This window comes from Streptomyces sp. NPDC104106 (assembly GCF_055584345.1).
This window is the reverse complement of sequence record NZ_JBVJMF010000003.1, coordinates 482,639-497,214: the sequence shown is the minus strand read 5'-3', so window position 1 is coordinate 497,214 and position 14,576 is coordinate 482,639. Positions and strand designations below refer to the sequence as shown.

The following is a 14,576-nucleotide window of genomic DNA, read 5'->3' as shown; positions in this document are numbered from 1 at the left end:
CGCCTGCACCGCTTGCGCCCGGCTGTCGAGCACCGTCACCTCGGCGCGGTGCGGACCCGCCGCCCACAACATCCGGTACGACACCACCGCCCCCTTCGGCCCTTCGTGGAACGCAGGTTACCCGCGCACGGCCCTGCCTGGCCCGCTCCCGTTCCCGTTCCCGTTCCCGCCGGGAGTTCAGCCGGCGGTGAAGTAGTGACCGGCCTCCAGGTCGGCGATCAGTCCGGGGTGGACCGGCTCCCAGTCCAGCACGTGCCGTGTGTCCGCGTTCGGCATCGTGAGGTCGAGCGTGATGAACGGGAAGGCCGTGAAGTGGTCCGCGGCCTGTTCGGCCGGGATGCTCACGGCCGGGACGCCCAGGTGGCGGCCGATGGTCTCGGCGATCTCCCGTACGGCGACGCCCTCTTCTGCCGCGGCGTACAGCTGCGAGCCGGCCGGGGCCTTCTCTAGCGCCAGGCGGAAGAGGCGGCCGACGTCCAGGACGTGACCGGCGGGCCAGCGGTTGGTGCCGTCGCCGACGTAGCCGGAGACGCCGGTGGCGCGGGCGATGCCGATGAGCCTCGGGATGAAGCCGGTCCTGTCCCGCGTGCTGTGCGTGACGGGCGGGACGGCGACGAGCGCGGTACGCACACCGCGTTCGGTGAGTGCGGCGATGGCGCGGGCGACGGCGGAGCGGGGGTTGGCGTCGATGGCCGCGTCGCGCCTGGCGTCGCCGGTGTGCGTGAGGCCGACGCCGATGAGGGCCTTGCCGGTGCCGGCCAGCGCCTCGCCGAGTGCCCGCACCACGGTCAGGTCGGCGGCCACCGCGTCGGCGAACCTTCCGGCAGCTATGGAGCCGTGGTCGAACGCGAGGTGGACGACCGCGTCGGCGTCGGCCGCGGCCGTGCGCAGACCGTCCAGGTCTGCGAGGTCGCCGCGGCGCACCTCGGCGCCCAGGGCTCGCACCGCGTCGGCGGAGGTACCGGACCGCGCCAGGCCGACGACCTCGTGTCCGGCCTGGACCAGTTCGGGCACCACCGCGGATGCGATGTGGCCGCTGGCACCGGTGACGAATACGCGCATCAGGAGTTCTCCAGGGATGGGGCGCCGCGCTCGGGCGGAGCCGAGTGATGTGACTTGGTACCGTCACCATAGCCCGAGTGACGGCACCGAGTCACATCACTTATCCTGTTCGCATGGCTCGATGGGAACCGAACGCGCGGGAACGGCTGGTGCGCGCCGCACTCGACCTCTTCACGGAACAGGGCTACGACGCCACCACCGTCCACCAGATCGCCGACCGAGCCGGTCTGACCAAGACGACTTTCTTCCGGCACTTCCCCGACAAGCGGGAGGTGCTCTTCGCCGGGCAGGACACGCACGCACGGCTCCTCACCGAAGCGGTCACCGCGGCGCCGGGCCCGGCCACGCCGCTCCAAGCGGTCCGCGCGGCACTCGACGCGATGACGGACACCTTCACCGAGGAACGCCGCGAGTTCAGCGCGAGGCTCGGCCCGGTCATCGCCGGCAACAGCGAACTGCAGGAGCGCTCCGCCCTCAAGCGCGCCCGACTCGCCGAAGCCATGGCGGACGCGCTGCGGCAGCGCGGCGTACCGGAGCCGACCGCGGACCTCGCCGCCGAACTCGGCATCCGCGCCTTCCACCAGGCCTTCGACCGGTGGGCCGATCCCGCCAATCAGCAGACGCTCACGGAACTGACCCATCACACGTTCGCGGAACTCCGCGCCGCGATGGCCGCGCTCGACTAGAACGTGTCCGCCCGGTCCTGCGGCCGGGTGCCGCACGCACGCTCACCTCGGATGCCCGCGGCGTCGCCGCCGGCACCGGAACCTCCCTCGCACAGGGCCTTGTTGGCTTCCTTGACCGTTCTGCAAGCGCTGGGCGCCCGGGGCGTGGACCTGCTGCTGCGGATCGGGCAACCGGACGGCGAACCCCGGCACATCGCACTGCCCACCAGCCTGGTGGTGCGCGCCTCGACCGGCCGGCCCGCCGGCCCGGCCCGGTCCGCCCGCGAAGCGGCTCCAGGGCGCCCGCCCGGAGGCTCTTCCTCCGGCGCGATGGAATAGTCGGCGGCGGTCATCAGCGTCCGGAGAGGTGCCTGAATGCGGCACGGCACAGCCGACTTCACAGCGGGGACCTACGCGCTGGGCGCGGGGCCGTGGACGATGAGCCCCGTCACGCGCGGCGCCTTGGGCCAGATCTGGAAGCTCTCCGGCAGCAACGGCTCGTGCTGGGCGGTGAAGGAACTCCTCTTCGGCTGCGACGAGGAGCAGGTCCGGCGGGAGGCCGCACTGCGACAGACCATGGAGAACCTGGGGGTCGTCTCGCCGCGGCTCATCCCCGATCGCCGCGGCCGGCACGTCTCCCGGCTCCGCTCGTCCGCGGGCGGGTCGTACGTCAAGCTGTACGACTGGATCGACGGAACCAGGGCGCGGGCGTCCGATCCGGCCGTCCTGGACTGGTTCGGCAGCACCATGGCGCTCCTCCACACGGCGGGGGCGGGCGCGAGCGAGCCGCCGGCCTCCTGGTACGAGCAGTGCCCGCAGGACGCCGAGTGGCAGGACCTGCTCAAGGAGGTGGAGCGGGCAGGCCTGCCGTGGTCGGACGCGCTCAGCCGGTTCGTCGCCACGTCCGCGAGGGAGCTGGCGCAGTGGGTGACCGCGTCGGATCCCGGGGATATCGTCACGTCGCACCTCGACCTCCAGCCACAGAACGTCCTGGTCCGTCCCGACGGTCCGGTCCTCCTCGACTGGGACAACGCCGGGCCGATCTCGGCGGAGCGGGAACTCGCGCGCCCTGTACGTGTGGCCGGGCGGCAACCAGGTGGACACCGGTGCCGCCCGGCGACTGGCCTGCGCCTATCGGAGCGCCGGAGGCAGGGCGACCCTCACCGGTCCGCGGTCCTTCTCGATGCTCTTCGCGACGGACCTCCGTCTATGGCCAGGCCGAGTGCGCCATCGACCCGGCCGTGACCGCCGCGCAGCGCGAATTCGCCGGCAACCAGGTCGTCGCCACCGTGCGTGCCATGCCGGAGCTGACAGCCGTCTCCCAGTTGGTCGCCGCCCTTGAGGACGTGTGGTGGGTCCGGCCGTCCTCGTGCGGGCCGCAGCATCAGATCGAGCCGCTCCGTGACGGATGCGGCCGGCGCGGACGGGTCCCAGCTCCGGGACAGCATGCCTAGGCGGCGAACGCGTTGACGCCCGTCAGTTCCGCCGACAGCTCCCACAGCCGGGCCGCCTGCTCGGGGTCGGTCGCCCAGTCCTTGACGCCGACGCGCTCGGCGCCTTCCGGCGTGGGCTCGGCGATGTCGCAGTCCTCCAGATAGACGCCACCGATACCGTCCAGCTGCGGCGAGGTCGCCGCCCACACCTGGGTGGCCGCTCCCTGCGGCGGGGTCTTGAAGCCCTCGGGGTTGAGCACGTTGCCGTCCTCGTCGATCCAGCCGCGCTCGATCATCTCCTCCTTGGGCAGGTGCCGTTGGAGCGGGGTGATGATGCCGCCGGGGTGCAGGGCGAAGGCCCGGACACCGCAGTCGCGGCCGAGCTTGTCGAGATGGACGGCGAACAGGACGTTGGCGGTCTTGGCCTGGCCGTACGCCTCCCACTTGTCGTAGCCCTGCCGCCAGTGGATGTCGTCCCAGCGGATGCCGGAGAAGTGGTGGCCGCGGGAGGAGACGGAGACGACCCGGGCACCGCCCGGCGCGATCGCGGGCCACAGGCGGTTGACGAGGGCGAAGTGGCCGAGGTGGTTGGTCGCGAACTGGGCCTCCCAGCCGGGCCCCACGCGTGTCTCCGGGCACGCCATGATCCCGGCGCTGTCGATCACGATGTCGATGGTGCGTCCGGAGGCGAGGAACCGGTCGGCGAAGGAGCGCACGCTCTCCAGGTCGGCCAGGTCCAGCTCGCCCAGTTCGACTCCGGGGATGCCGGTCAACGCCTGCTCGGCTGTGGCCGGGCGGCGGGCGGGCACGACCACGTGGGCGCCGGCCTTGACGAGCGAGCGGGTGGTCTCCAGGCCGATCCCCGAGTAGCCGCCGGTGACGAGGGCGAGCTTGCCGGTCAGGTCGATGCCCTGCAGGACGTCGTCGGCGGTGCTGGTGGCGCCGAAACCGGATCCGATCTTGTGCTGTGCAGTGCTCATGTGCGGAACGCTACGGATTCGAGTGCACTCGAAGTCAAGGGCGTGCCGCGCGGATCCATCACGTGCCGATGGTGCCGCCGTTCATGGCTTCGTCCTGTTGCCGCGTCGCGATGCACCACGCACACCCTGTGGGGCGTGACCGATGGGACCGGTTCGGGGCGGGCGGCGCCGATCACCGTGCGGTGTGTGCGTCGGCGCCCGCTGCCTCGTTCTGCAGTGCGGCCCCTGCAAGGGAGTTGTGCCAGGACCCTGACGGGAGCGGCAGTGTGCCGAAGGCCCCGCGCCTGTCAGTAGGCGGAGTTGACCTTGTCGATGGAGCCGTAGCGGTGGGCGGCGTAGTTGGCGGCCGCGGTGATGTTGGCCACCGGGTCGGTGACGCTGTGGGCGGTGCCGGCGACGTGGTAGGCGTTGAAGGTCGGGTCGATGACCTGGAGCAGGCCCTTGGACGGGGTGCCCTTGTGGGCGTTGACGTCCCAGTTGTTCTGCGCGTTCGGGTTGCCGCCGGACTCACGCATGATGTTGCGCTTGAGGCCCTCGTAGCTACCCGGAATGCCCTTGGCCTTCATGATCTGCAGGGACTGCTTGATCCAGCCGTCGAGGTTGCCGGCGGAGCCGGCCTTCTGGAGAGAGGTGGTGCGGCTGCTGCCGGCGGAGGCCGTGACCGCCTTGGCGGTGTGCGCATGCGTCATTTCGGCGGCCTGTGCGGTCGTCGGCATCAGCGTGAGGGCGGCGGCCGCGGCGCCGGTGGTGGCGAGGCCGGTGAGGCCGATGGTGCGAAGGCGGGCGATGCGGGTGCGGGGGGTCTTGATCATGTGTAGGAAACTCTCCGGTGGGGGACATCGTCGGCGCGGGCCGCCGTCGGCGACTCGCGTGGGGCGGGGCCCCGTGCCGCGAGCGGGATCAGATGGACCTGGCGGTCATTCGCTCGGTCCGTCGCCTTGCTCCCGGCAACGACAGCAATAGTTAGCGGCGGCCAGGGCGGAGCGCAATGATGTGACGTACTACCCCACATAGGATTAATGCCCGAAATATTAGCCTTTAGAGGGTTTATTCCCTGCTCAAGGCGTTCCGGGACTACGACGCCGCTTCGGATGTGATCTGCGTCCTGTGGGTGGCGTCACGCGTCGAGCCCCTCCGAGGCCTGGTGGCGACCCTGCCGAGGGCCATCGGCCCGGATAGGACGGGAAGGAGCCGTCGACGGAGGGGCGCGGTACTGGGGGTACGGCAGAGACTGCGGATGCAGAGGTGTCCCGTGTGCCGTGGACTGCGTCGGGGCTGCCGTCAGCGCAGCAGGTCGCCCAGGCCGGGCCCGCTCGATGACGTCGCGCAGTCGCGGTGGAGCACCACCACTTCTCGCCGGGCCGTCAGGTGGCCCATGCGGACAGAGCGAGCCGGACCCGTTCCCCGGGGGCTATGTCGTGCAGGTCGGGGGCGGTCGACCCGCGGGACGAGCGAGGGCAAGGCGCCCACGACGTAGCGCCGCGTGTCACGTCGGCGGCACCGGACGCGCCGGTCCACCGGTCGGAGCCGCCGCCGCGCCGTCGAGCGAGCTGGACGGCGCGGCGGCGGCGCAGGGATGATCACGGCTTACGGCAGCCGGTACCGGCGCCTGAGGCGCAGTGGCTACTCGCGGGGAAGCAGCGGCCCGAGGGGGCCGAGGTCCAGGTTCAGGTCCTCCGGACGCAGCCCGTAGCGCTCGCGCAGCTCGGCCATGCGGTCCTCCAGGAGCATCAGGGTGAGGCCGATCCGCTCCTCCTGCTCCTCGGTCAACTCGCCGGTGTCGAAGCGGCGCACCGCCTGCCGCTCCATGAGCTGGCGCAGCAGTTCCACCACGGTGAGCACCAGCTTCACCAAGTCGCGCTCGACGGTGTCCGGTTCGAGGTCCAGGTGGTTGCGCGGGGTCACGGAGCCTCCTCGAAGGGCGAGGGGACGGACTCGTTGACCGAGCTGATGAGCGCCTTCAGGTCGATGCGGACGAGGTCGACGTCCGCGATGCGCAGGGTGATGTCGCCGGTGACGACGACCCCGCCGGCCAGCAGCCGGTCCAGCAGGTCGACGAGTGCGATCTCGCGTCGTTCGACGACGGTCACGGTGCCGCCTCCCCCGCGAACGAGTAGGCGGCCCACGGTCCGGTGAGTTCCACACGGATGCCGGGCGCTTCGTCCTTCGTACGGTCGACCAGTTCGGCGAACGCCTCGGACTGCGCGCGGGGCACCAGGTAGGCCGCGTTGAGCACGTTGCGACCGGGTGCCGTGGACAGCGCGGAATTCTGCGGGGCGTGCAGGCGCGAATCCTCCGCGTGCCGGGAAAGCCGCTCGTGGAGGGACCGGGCGAACGCCTCGGCGTGCTGCCACTGCTCCTCCTGGGCGTGGCTGCTCTCGCGCCGCCGACGCAGGTAGTCCCGGCCGCTCGCGGGCTTCGCGGCGGGTGCGGGTTCGTCCGGTGCGGGCTCCAGGTACAGCTTCACACCCCACTCGACCCGGCCTTCCAGCCGGTCCAGGACGCGGCGGAAGTCGTCCTCGCGCGTCTCCATCATGGCGCGCACACCGGCGTCGTCCCGGAAGACGGTCGCGAGCCGGAGGGGCAGCGGGGTGGTGACCATGGTGAGCGCGTCGATCACGCTCTGGTGGGCTCGGGCGGTCTCGGCGAGCCAGTCCAGGTCCTCCAGGTGCGCCTTCAGGGCATCCTCGCAAAAGTCCGCCCCGGGGACCGTACCGACGACCGCGACCAGCCCGCGGTGGCTCAGCAACATCGGCGGGGCGCCCGCCACGCCCGTCGGCTCCGGCCGCAGCGGCGCCTCGAAGGGACGGCACACGGCGTAGACGTAGCGCAGTCCGGTCATGGCGCCTCCCTCGGCACACGGCCCGGCTCCAGCTCCTCCAGCCGGGCCAGCCGCTCCCGCAACTCGGCGTTCTCCCGCGTCAGTTGGTCCCGCCGGGCCCGAGTCGACAGCGCCGGGTCGCTCTCCCACCAGTCGATGCCCATCTCCTTGGCCTTGTCGACCGAAGCCACGATGAGCCTCAGTTTGACGGTGAGCAGCTCGATGTCGAGCAGATTGATCCTGATGTCCCCCGCGATCACCACGCCCTTGTCGAGGACCCGTTCCAGGATGTCGGCGAGGTTGGCTCCACTGCCGTGGGCGTAGGGGTCAGGGAACCTGCCGGGCGTCGTCATCGACGGCTCCCCCGCTCGGCGTACTCGGGCTCCGCTTCCACCTCTCCCTCCTCGTCCTCCTCGTCCTCGTCGCGCTCGTAGCCCTCTCGGTCCGCGCCGGTCCCTTCGTCCTCGTAGTCCTCCTCGTCCTCCTCACCCTCGTCTTCCTCGGGCTCGTATTCCTCGCCCTCTCCCTCGTACGCGGCGTCCTCGGACTCGCCCTCGTACGGTTCCTCTTCCTCCTCCTCTTCCTCCTCGCCGTTCTCGAAGTCCTCGTCCTGGTACTCCTCCGGCTCTTCCTCCCCGCCGGTCCGCTCGTCCTCGCCGGACTCCGCTTCCTCCTCCTCGACCGCGTCCTCGTGGCTGCGGACCACCTCGCCGTCGCGGATCTCGCCGCGCCAGCCGTCCTCCGCCTCTCCCTTCAGGGTGATGAAGCGGGCGAAGTTCTTCAGGTCCAGCCGGGCTCGGCGCCCCTGGGCGCGCCACAGGTTGCCCGTCTTCTCGAACAGGCCGGACGGGTAGTACTCCATGACCAGCAGGATCCTGGTGAGGTTCTCGCCGAGCGGGTGGAAGGTGACGACGCCCTTGGTGCTGCCCTTCGCGCCCTGCGACGTCCACTGGATGCGCTGGTCGGGCACTTGCTCGGTGGTCTGCGCCTTCCAGCTCCGGCTGGACCAGAAGATCTTGGCCTGCCAGTCGGAGCCGGTGTCGTCCGTGCGGTCGGCACTCTTGACGCCCTTGGCGAAGGTGGAGAAGTCCTGGTACTGCGTCCACTGGTCGTAGGCCGTGCGCAGCGGGACGCCGACGTCGACCGACTCCATGATCACGGTCGGCTTCGAGCCGCCGCCCTTCTTCTTGCCGCCCCCGATGTTCTTGACGGCGTCCGTGACGTTCTCCTTGACTCTCGAAGCCCCCACCTCCAGCGCGGAGCGCAGCGGCCCCTTGCCCTCGGCAAGCTTGCGGCCGCCCTCCAGGGCCAGCCGACCGAGGCCCGGGCTGTTGCCCTCGGCGATGTCGTTGAGCTTGCCCGTGGTCTCCCCGAGCTTGCGGCCGAGGCCGGTGAGCAGCCGCTGGGCCTGGGCGGCCAGGTACTCCTGGGCCTCGGCCTTCAGCCGGTCGGCGGCCTCGCTGTGGGCGAGATCGGTGAGCGGGTTGTCCGTCGTCGCCGCCTTGGCGGCCCCCGTAGCCCTCCCGGCACGGCCGGCCGCGGCGGCCACGGATCCGCGGGTGTCGGTCATCGGTCATCGCCGCCCTTCCGCGCGCCCGCTCCACGGGTGCCGGCCGCCTTCTTGGCGGCGGTCCCGCGGGCCGAGCCGGTCTTCTTGGCCGCCGCCTTCTTCGCGGGGGCCGTCTTCTTCGCCGCGGCCTGCTTGGCACCGGACTTCTTCGGCGGGGCCTTCCTGGCCGGCTTCTGGCCGCCCGCCTTCTCGCCACCCGCCTTCTCGCCTCGGCTGCCGCGGTCGCCGCCGCCGTGCGCCGCGCGGTCCTCGCCGTCGTCCTCGTCCCGCCCCTCGTCGCGCTGCTGCTCGCGCTCGTCGTCCTGCTCCTCCTCCTGCTCCTCGTCGGAGCCGGCCTCGGGCAGCGCACCGGACAGCTCGTCGCGCACGTGAGCAGTGCGGTCGTGCAGCCGGTCGGCGAGCGTGCTCATCTGCCGCTCGATCATGGCCCCGGAGGCCGCCTTGCCCACGCCCCTCAGGTCCTCCCGCAGTTGCTCGCCGATCTCCTTGAACTGCGGGTTGTCGCGCAGCTGTTGCCGCGCCAGGTCGGCGAGGGCTCCGGGGCCCAGGTTCAGCTTCTTGCCCGCGACCAGGGAGCCGACCGCGACGGCCATTTTCAGCTTCTTCGTCCGTCCCAGCAGATAGCCGGCCCCTAGCGCGAGGCCCAGTGCCGTTCGGTTCATCATCACGTCCCGTCGCCAGTGGTGTAGCCGGAGTGCATGCCGGTCTCCAGCCGGTCGAGCAGCTCGTCCTCCCGGTGGTCGAACTCCTCTTCGGTGATCTCGCCCGCCTCCAGTTGCTCTTCGAGGCGTGCCAGTTCGGCCCGCACGGTGGCGGGGTCGTAGTAGATCCGTTCCGCCTCGCGGAGCACCTGGCCGATCGCCCACGCGCTGCCGCGCACCGGTGCGAACGGCAGCAGCAGTACCTCACCGATCAGTCCCATGGGCTCCTCCTTCCGTACGGGCCGCCCGGTCAGCGCGCCCCGGTGTCAGCTCCGGCCGGGTCGGCCGCCGGCTGGGCGGGGCCGGGCTCGACGAAGCTGTACGGGGGCAGCGGGCCGTTGACGCGCAGTTCGAGGTGGGGGTGGGCATCGCGGACGTCGTCGACGGCGGCCATGAAGTCGCCGGCCGCCTCCCGGGCGACCAGGAACGAGATGTTGAGCAGCCACCCGGTGGACTCCGGGCCGACGCTGACCGCGGCCGCGGCCGGCTCCAGCCGCTCCCGCACCTGCGCGGCGTCCTCGGCCTCCTTGGCCTTGACGGCGGCCGCGACCAGCTCGCCGAGGCGGAGCTTGTCCTGGTAACTTCCGCCGCCCGCACGGCGGTTGGCCTCGGCGAGGGAGCGCAGCTCGGCGTCCTCGGCCATCACGCGGTGCAGGACCGCCTCTTCGACGTGGTTCGCCTTGACGTTGTACTCGACCTTGCCGTCCAGGGCCTTCAGCCGCTCCAGGTAGTGCTCGGCCCGCTCGGCGAGTACGTGGGTCACGGTGTCGTCGTCGGGGGCCATGTTCCCGAAGCGCATCGGGAGCACACTGCCGCCCGCGCCGGTCTCGGCGAGGACGTTCTGATGGGCGAGCAGGTCCCGCCGCTTGGGCCGCAGGCCGTCGGGGGCGTCGCTGACGACGGCCGTCAGCTCGCCGGCCGTGAGGACCCGCACCGGTCGGGGCGGCTCGCCGACGCCGGTCAGGCCCTCGGGCGGCGCGGGGTGCGAGCGGGCGGTGATCCCGTAGACGTAGGTGCTCACTCCTGCCCCTCCTTCTCCTCCTCCTTGCGGCGGGCCGTCGCCTTACGGGCGCGGGGCCGGGCTTCCTCACTCTTCTCGCGGGCCTGCCTGAAGGCGTCGGAGACGGTCTCCGCCGCGCCGGACAGGGCGCCCTTGGACTTGCCGCGGGCTCCGGACTCGGTGACCTCACCGACGATCTCCGGCAGGCCGGGGCTCTTGTTCGGTCCGGACTCCAGGTCGAGGCGGTTGCACGCCTCGGCGAAGCGCAGATACGTGTCGACGCTGGCCACCACGACGCGGACGTCGATCTTCAGGATCTCGATACCGACCAGGGAGACCCGGACGAAGGCGTCGATGACGAGTCCCCTGTCCAGAACCAGTTCGAGTACGTCATAGAGGCCACTACTGCCGCCTCCGCCTGTGGTCTGCTGTGCCGGGACAACGGTCATGCGGGCCGTTCCTCCTCTTGAGTAGTCGCTGTCAGGGTGGCTCGGGGAGCGCGGCCGACGGGCGGGCGGCCTAGCGGCCGCCGGGCCGGCGCGCGTCGGAGCGACCACGTTCGTAGCGTTGGACGCGCCGGTATCCGGTGAGCCGCCCGTTGTGGTCGAGTTCGACCTGGTAGCTCGCCATGAGGCTCATCGTGTCGGGGACCCTGGCGATTTCCATGACCTCCATCTCGAGCGTCCATCCGTCCTCGGTCGGTTCGAAGGAGGTCACCGACTCGGGGGCGAGCCCCGTGAATTCGGCGAGTTGGCTGCGCGCTCGGCGCAGGACCTCGATGGGGGCCGGCCGCCGCTCGTCCGGCGCGGACCGCCTCTCCTCCTGAGACTCCTGTGAGTCATGGGGTTCCCGTGAGCTCTGTGACTGGGATGTGTTCTTTGTGTTCGACATGGCCACCTCTCAGGGCGGGTGGCCCGTCATCCCATGGCCAAACATTCAGGCCCGGATGCCTGCGGGCGCGGGCGCGGCTCGGGCATGCCGCTCCGCCCGCGCGTGCCGCCCGGGCGTACGAGGAATGCCGTGGATGAGAGATCGTCAGGTGGGCCGGCGCCTCCGCGGGCGCCTGCGCCCTGCCCCGCGGCCTCTCACCGGATCAGCCGCGCGGCCGGGCGTGTCGGGCGGCCGGTGCGGGGCACTGGAGGACGATGGGCGTTCTCGGGCAGTCGGAGACCGGCGGGAGGAGCACGGGCCGCATGGATCGGCGGGGCTCGGCGGAGCAGACAGACGCAGGTGCGCACGGGTGCCCGTCGGCGGTGTCCGGCCCCGTCGGCGGGTCCGCGCGGCCGGGTCCCGGCGTACGGCGGCGGGTGCCGCGGACCGATGTCCTCCTGCGTGATCCACGGCTGGCCGAGGCGGCCGGCCGGCTCGGCGCGCCGGTCGTGAAGGCCGCCGTCCGGGAGGCGCAGGAGCGGGCGCGGGCCGGTCGGGTCGCGCCGGAGGACGTGCCCGACGAGGCGGTGGCGCTGCTGCCGGACACGGCGTGTGGACTGCACGCGGTGATCAACGCCACGGGCGTGCTGCTGCACACCAACCTGGGCCGGGCGCCGCTGTCGGCCGCCGCCCGGCGTGCGGTGGCCGAGGCGGCGGGGCCGACCGACGTGGAACTGGACCTGGCCACCGGGGTACGGGCCCGGCGGGGGCGTACGGCCCTGCGCGCGCTGCACGACCGGGTGCCGTCCGCGGGGGCCGTGCACGTCGTCAACAACGGCGCCGCCGCGCTGGTGCTCGCCGCCACCGCGCTCGCGGCGGGCCGGGAGATCGTCGTCAGCCGCGGCGAGATGGTGGAGATCGGCGACGGATTCCGGCTGCCGGACCTGCTGGTCGCCACGGGCGCCCGGCTGCGCGAGGTCGGCACCACCAACCGCACGACCGCCGACGACTACGCGACCGCGATCGGTCCGGAGACGGGGTTCGTGCTCAAGGTGCACCCCTCCAACTTCCGCATCACCGGCTTCACCCGCGCCGCAGCCGTCGGTGAACTCGCCGCACTGGGCGTACCCGTCGTCGTCGACATCGGCTCCGGGCTGCTCGTCCCGCATCCGCTGCTGCCCGAGGAGCCGGATGCCGACACCGAGCTGCGCGCCGGCGCCTCCCTCGTCACCGCGAGCGGCGACAAACTCCTCGGCGGCCCCCAGTGCGGGCTGCTGCTCGGCGACGAGCATCTGGTCCGCACCCTCGCCCGGCACCCCCTGGCCCGCGCCCTGCGTGTGGACAAGCTGACCCTGGCGGCCCTGGAGGCCACCCTCACCGGGCCGCCCACCCCGACCGCGGACGCGCTGGCCGCGGACCCCGGCGCCCTGCGCGCCCGAGCCGACCGGCTCGCCGCCGGCCTGAGCGCGCAGGGCGTCGACGCACGGGCGGTCGACAGCTCGGCGACGGTCGGCGGGGGCGGGGCGCCGGGGGTCGCGCTGCCCAGTGCCGCGCTGTCCCTGCCGGAGCCGTTCGCGGCCGTCCTGCGCACCGGACGCGCGCCGGTCGTCGGTCGGCTGGAGGCGGGGCGCTGTCTGCTCGATCTGCGGGCGGTGCCCCCGCAGGACGACGCGCGGCTGGCCGAAGCGGTCCGCGCGGCGGCACAGCGGTAAGGGCGGGCGCCATGCGGGTACTGGCCACCGCGGGGCACGTCGACCACGGCAAGTCCGCCCTGGTCCGGGCGCTCACCGGCATGGAACCGGACCGCTTCGAGGAGGAGCGGCGCCGGGGGCTCACCCTCGATCTCGGGTTCGTGTGGACGCGGATCCCGGCGGACGGCGAGCCGGTCGCCTTCGTGGACGTACCGGGCCACGAGAGGTTCGTGCCGACCATGCTGGCCGGGGTCGGGCCGGTGCCGGCGGTGCTCTTCGTGGTGGCCGCCGACCAGGGCTGGCAACCGCAGTCGCAGGAGCATCTGGCGGTCCTCGACGCGCTCGGCGTCCGGCACGCCGTCCTCGCGGTGACGCGCAGCGACCTGGCGGATCCCGGACCGGCGATGACCGACGCGCTCCGGCGCATGGCCGCCACCTCGCTCGGCGCCGTGCCCGCCGTCGCGGTCAGCTCGCTGACGAGGGCCGGGCTCGACGACCTGCGCGCCGAGCTGGCTCGGCTGGCGGCCCGCCTCCCCGTGCCGCCCGCCGACGCCGACGTCCGGCTGTGGCTGGACCGGTCCTTCACGGTGCGCGGCCACGGCACCGTCGTCACGGGCACGCTCGGGGCCGGCACCCTGCGCGTCGGGGACCGGCTGGTGACCGGCGACGGTACGACCCCGCTGCGGGTGCGCGGCCTGCAGTCCCTGAACGAGGACCGGGCCGCCGTCAGCGGTGTGGCGCGGGTGGCCGTCAACGTGCACGGGCCCGGCGCGGCCGGGCTGCGGCGGGGTGACGTGCTGCTTGCGCCGGAGCGCTGGCTGCGTACCGGGCTCGTGGACGTACGGGTCACCGGGGCACCCGTGGCCGATCTGCCCCGGACCGTCACGCTGCACCTCGGCACCGCGGCCGTCCCGGTGACCGTCCGCCCGCTGGGCGAGGACACGGCGCGGCTCACCCTGGGCCGGGCACTGCCGCTGCGGGTCGGCGACCGCGCGGTGCTGCGGGAGCCGGGAGGCCGGCGGGTGCCCTGCGCCGCGACCGTGCTGGACGTCCGCCCGCCCCGGCTGTCCCGGCGAGGCGCGGGGCGCGCCCGCGCGGCCCAGCTCACGGCCATGACCGGCCGTCCGGACGTGACGGCGGAGCTACGGCGGCGCGGGCTCGTCCGGCGCTCGGAGCTGCTCGCGATGGGCGTTCCCGCGTCGGCCGACGCCGTCGCCGGGGACTGGCTCGCCGACCCGGCCCTCTGGGCGCGGCTGCGTGACAGGCTCGTCCACGAGGTGACCCGGCACGCCGAGGAGGACGCCCTGCACCCCGGCCTGCCGACGGAGGCCGCCCGGCGCCTGCTGGGCCTGCCCGACCGGGCGCTGGTCGACGCCCTCGCCGCGGCCGCCCCGCGACTCACGCTGCGCCAGGGCCGGTTGTACGCGGGCGACAGCCTCCGGCCCGCCCTTCCGCCCGGCGTCCGGGCCGCCGTGGACGCCGTACGCGGGGATCTGGCGGGCGCGCCCTTCCGGGCGCCGGAGGCCGACCGGCTGGCCCGGCTGGGGCTCGACCGCAAGGCGGTGGCCGCCGCCGAGGCGGCCGGGGCGCTGCTGCGGGTGGCCGACGGGATCGTGCTGCTGCCCGGCGCGGACACGCACGCCGCCGACGTGCTCGCCCGGCTGCCGCAGCCGTTCACGCTCAGCGAGGCCCGGCAGGCGCTGGACACCACGCGCCGGGTGGCCGTGCCGCTGCTGGAGTTCCTGGACGCGCGGGGGTACACGGAGCGCGTGGACGACCGGCG

The 14,576-nt window shown here is 73.0% G+C and carries 17 protein-coding genes and 3 pseudogenes; 6 read left to right on the top strand and 14 right to left on the bottom strand.

Annotated elements, in window-relative coordinates; all coding sequences use genetic code 11:
• Window positions 1–177: 177 nt before the first annotated feature.
• Complete coding sequence (locus tag ACZ60X_RS09635) at window positions 178–1,062, bottom strand: SDR family oxidoreductase (protein WP_469595516.1); 885 nt, start codon at window positions 1,060–1,062, stop codon at window positions 178–180.
• 113 nt (window positions 1,063–1,175) lie between these two features.
• On the opposite strand from ACZ60X_RS09635, the gene ACZ60X_RS09630 reads away from it, so the two are divergent.
• The 3 genes and pseudogenes from ACZ60X_RS09630 to ACZ60X_RS09620 all read left to right on the top strand — a co-directional run bounded on the left by ACZ60X_RS09630 (window position 1,176) and on the right by ACZ60X_RS09620 (window position 3,181).
• Window positions 1,176–1,748, top strand: a complete 573-nt coding sequence (locus tag ACZ60X_RS09630) for a TetR/AcrR family transcriptional regulator (protein WP_469595514.1) — start codon at window positions 1,176–1,178, stop codon at window positions 1,746–1,748.
• 111 nt (window positions 1,749–1,859) lie between these two features.
• Entirely contained in the window at window positions 1,860–2,066 is a 207-nt protein-coding gene (locus tag ACZ60X_RS09625) for a hypothetical protein (RefSeq protein WP_469595509.1), read from the top strand.
• 36 nt (window positions 2,067–2,102) lie between these two features.
• Window positions 2,103–3,181, top strand: a pseudogene (locus ACZ60X_RS09620) (phosphotransferase enzyme family protein).
• On the opposite strand, the gene ACZ60X_RS09615 reads toward ACZ60X_RS09620, so the two are convergent.
• The 12 genes from ACZ60X_RS09615 to ACZ60X_RS09560 form a co-directional block, all read right to left on the bottom strand.
• Window positions 3,178–4,140 carry an SDR family NAD(P)-dependent oxidoreductase gene (locus ACZ60X_RS09615; protein WP_469595507.1) on the bottom strand — a complete coding sequence of 321 codons (963 nt, stop codon included), beginning with the start codon at window positions 4,138–4,140 and terminating at the stop codon, window positions 3,178–3,180. The pseudogene ACZ60X_RS09620 and the gene ACZ60X_RS09615 sit on opposite strands and share 4 nt — an antisense overlap.
• Window positions 4,141–4,427: 287 nt before the next feature.
• On the bottom strand, window positions 4,428–4,952 hold the full coding sequence (locus tag ACZ60X_RS09610; RefSeq protein ID WP_469595504.1) for a transglycosylase SLT domain-containing protein: 525 nt from the start codon (window positions 4,950–4,952) through the stop codon (window positions 4,428–4,430).
• An 811-nt stretch (window positions 4,953–5,763) separates the two neighbouring features.
• Complete coding sequence (locus ACZ60X_RS09605; protein ID WP_469595502.1) at window positions 5,764–6,045, bottom strand: gas vesicle protein K; 282 nt, start codon at window positions 6,043–6,045, stop codon at window positions 5,764–5,766.
• The gene (locus ACZ60X_RS09600) at window positions 6,042–6,230 is read right to left on the bottom strand and encodes a gas vesicle protein (protein ID WP_469595499.1); all 189 of its coding nucleotides are present in this window, start codon (window positions 6,228–6,230) and stop codon (window positions 6,042–6,044) included. The genes ACZ60X_RS09605 and ACZ60X_RS09600 overlap by 4 nt, the downstream gene beginning before the upstream one ends.
• Window positions 6,227–6,982, bottom strand: coding sequence for a GvpL/GvpF family gas vesicle protein (locus tag ACZ60X_RS09595; protein WP_469595496.1), 756 nt, complete (start codon window positions 6,980–6,982; stop codon window positions 6,227–6,229). The genes ACZ60X_RS09600 and ACZ60X_RS09595 overlap by 4 nt, the downstream gene beginning before the upstream one ends.
• Complete coding sequence (locus ACZ60X_RS09590; protein WP_469595494.1) at window positions 6,979–7,314, bottom strand: gas vesicle protein; 336 nt, start codon at window positions 7,312–7,314, stop codon at window positions 6,979–6,981. The genes ACZ60X_RS09595 and ACZ60X_RS09590 overlap by 4 nt, the downstream gene beginning before the upstream one ends.
• Window positions 7,311–8,531: an SRPBCC family protein gene (locus ACZ60X_RS09585; protein ID WP_469595491.1), complete on the bottom strand. Its 1,221-nt coding sequence runs from the start codon at window positions 8,529–8,531 to the stop codon at window positions 7,311–7,313. The genes ACZ60X_RS09590 and ACZ60X_RS09585 overlap by 4 nt, the downstream gene beginning before the upstream one ends.
• Window positions 8,528–9,193, bottom strand: a complete 666-nt coding sequence (locus tag ACZ60X_RS09580) for a DNA primase (protein WP_469595987.1) — start codon at window positions 9,191–9,193, stop codon at window positions 8,528–8,530. The genes ACZ60X_RS09585 and ACZ60X_RS09580 overlap by 4 nt, the downstream gene beginning before the upstream one ends.
• A 2-nt stretch (window positions 9,194–9,195) precedes the next feature.
• Window positions 9,196–9,453 carry a gas vesicle protein GvpG gene (locus ACZ60X_RS09575; RefSeq protein WP_469595488.1) on the bottom strand — a complete coding sequence of 86 codons (258 nt, stop codon included), beginning with the start codon at window positions 9,451–9,453 and terminating at the stop codon, window positions 9,196–9,198.
• Between the two features lie 29 nt (window positions 9,454–9,482).
• Entirely contained in the window at window positions 9,483–10,253 is a 771-nt protein-coding gene (locus tag ACZ60X_RS09570; RefSeq protein ID WP_469595486.1) for a GvpL/GvpF family gas vesicle protein, read from the bottom strand.
• Window positions 10,250–10,681 carry a gas vesicle structural protein GvpA gene (locus ACZ60X_RS09565; RefSeq protein ID WP_469595483.1) on the bottom strand — a complete coding sequence of 144 codons (432 nt, stop codon included), beginning with the start codon at window positions 10,679–10,681 and terminating at the stop codon, window positions 10,250–10,252. The genes ACZ60X_RS09570 and ACZ60X_RS09565 overlap by 4 nt, the downstream gene beginning before the upstream one ends.
• Before the next feature lie 70 nt (window positions 10,682–10,751).
• Window positions 10,752–11,123 carry a gas vesicle protein GvpO gene (locus ACZ60X_RS09560; protein WP_469595480.1) on the bottom strand — a complete coding sequence of 124 codons (372 nt, stop codon included), beginning with the start codon at window positions 11,121–11,123 and terminating at the stop codon, window positions 10,752–10,754.
• A 362-nt stretch (window positions 11,124–11,485) separates the two neighbouring features.
• On the opposite strand from ACZ60X_RS09560, the gene selA reads away from it, so the two are divergent.
• Window positions 11,486–12,814 carry an L-seryl-tRNA(Sec) selenium transferase gene (gene selA / locus ACZ60X_RS09555; RefSeq protein WP_469595477.1) on the top strand — a complete coding sequence of 443 codons (1,329 nt, stop codon included), beginning with the start codon at window positions 11,486–11,488 and terminating at the stop codon, window positions 12,812–12,814.
• A gap of 11 nt (window positions 12,815–12,825) precedes the next feature.
• Window positions 12,826–13,299, top strand: a pseudogene (locus ACZ60X_RS09550) (GTP-binding protein); the annotation flags it as partial.
• 636 nt (window positions 13,300–13,935) lie between these two features.
• Here ACZ60X_RS09550 and ACZ60X_RS09545 read toward each other — a convergent pair.
• Window positions 13,936–14,433 carry a hypothetical protein gene (locus ACZ60X_RS09545; RefSeq protein ID WP_469595475.1) on the bottom strand — a complete coding sequence of 166 codons (498 nt, stop codon included), beginning with the start codon at window positions 14,431–14,433 and terminating at the stop codon, window positions 13,936–13,938.
• On the opposite strand from ACZ60X_RS09545, the pseudogene ACZ60X_RS09540 reads away from it, so the two are divergent.
• Window positions 14,356–14,568: pseudogene (locus ACZ60X_RS09540) on the top strand (SelB domain-containing protein); the annotation flags it as partial. The gene ACZ60X_RS09545 and the pseudogene ACZ60X_RS09540 sit on opposite strands and share 78 nt — an antisense overlap.
• Window positions 14,569–14,576: the final 8 nt, after the last annotated feature.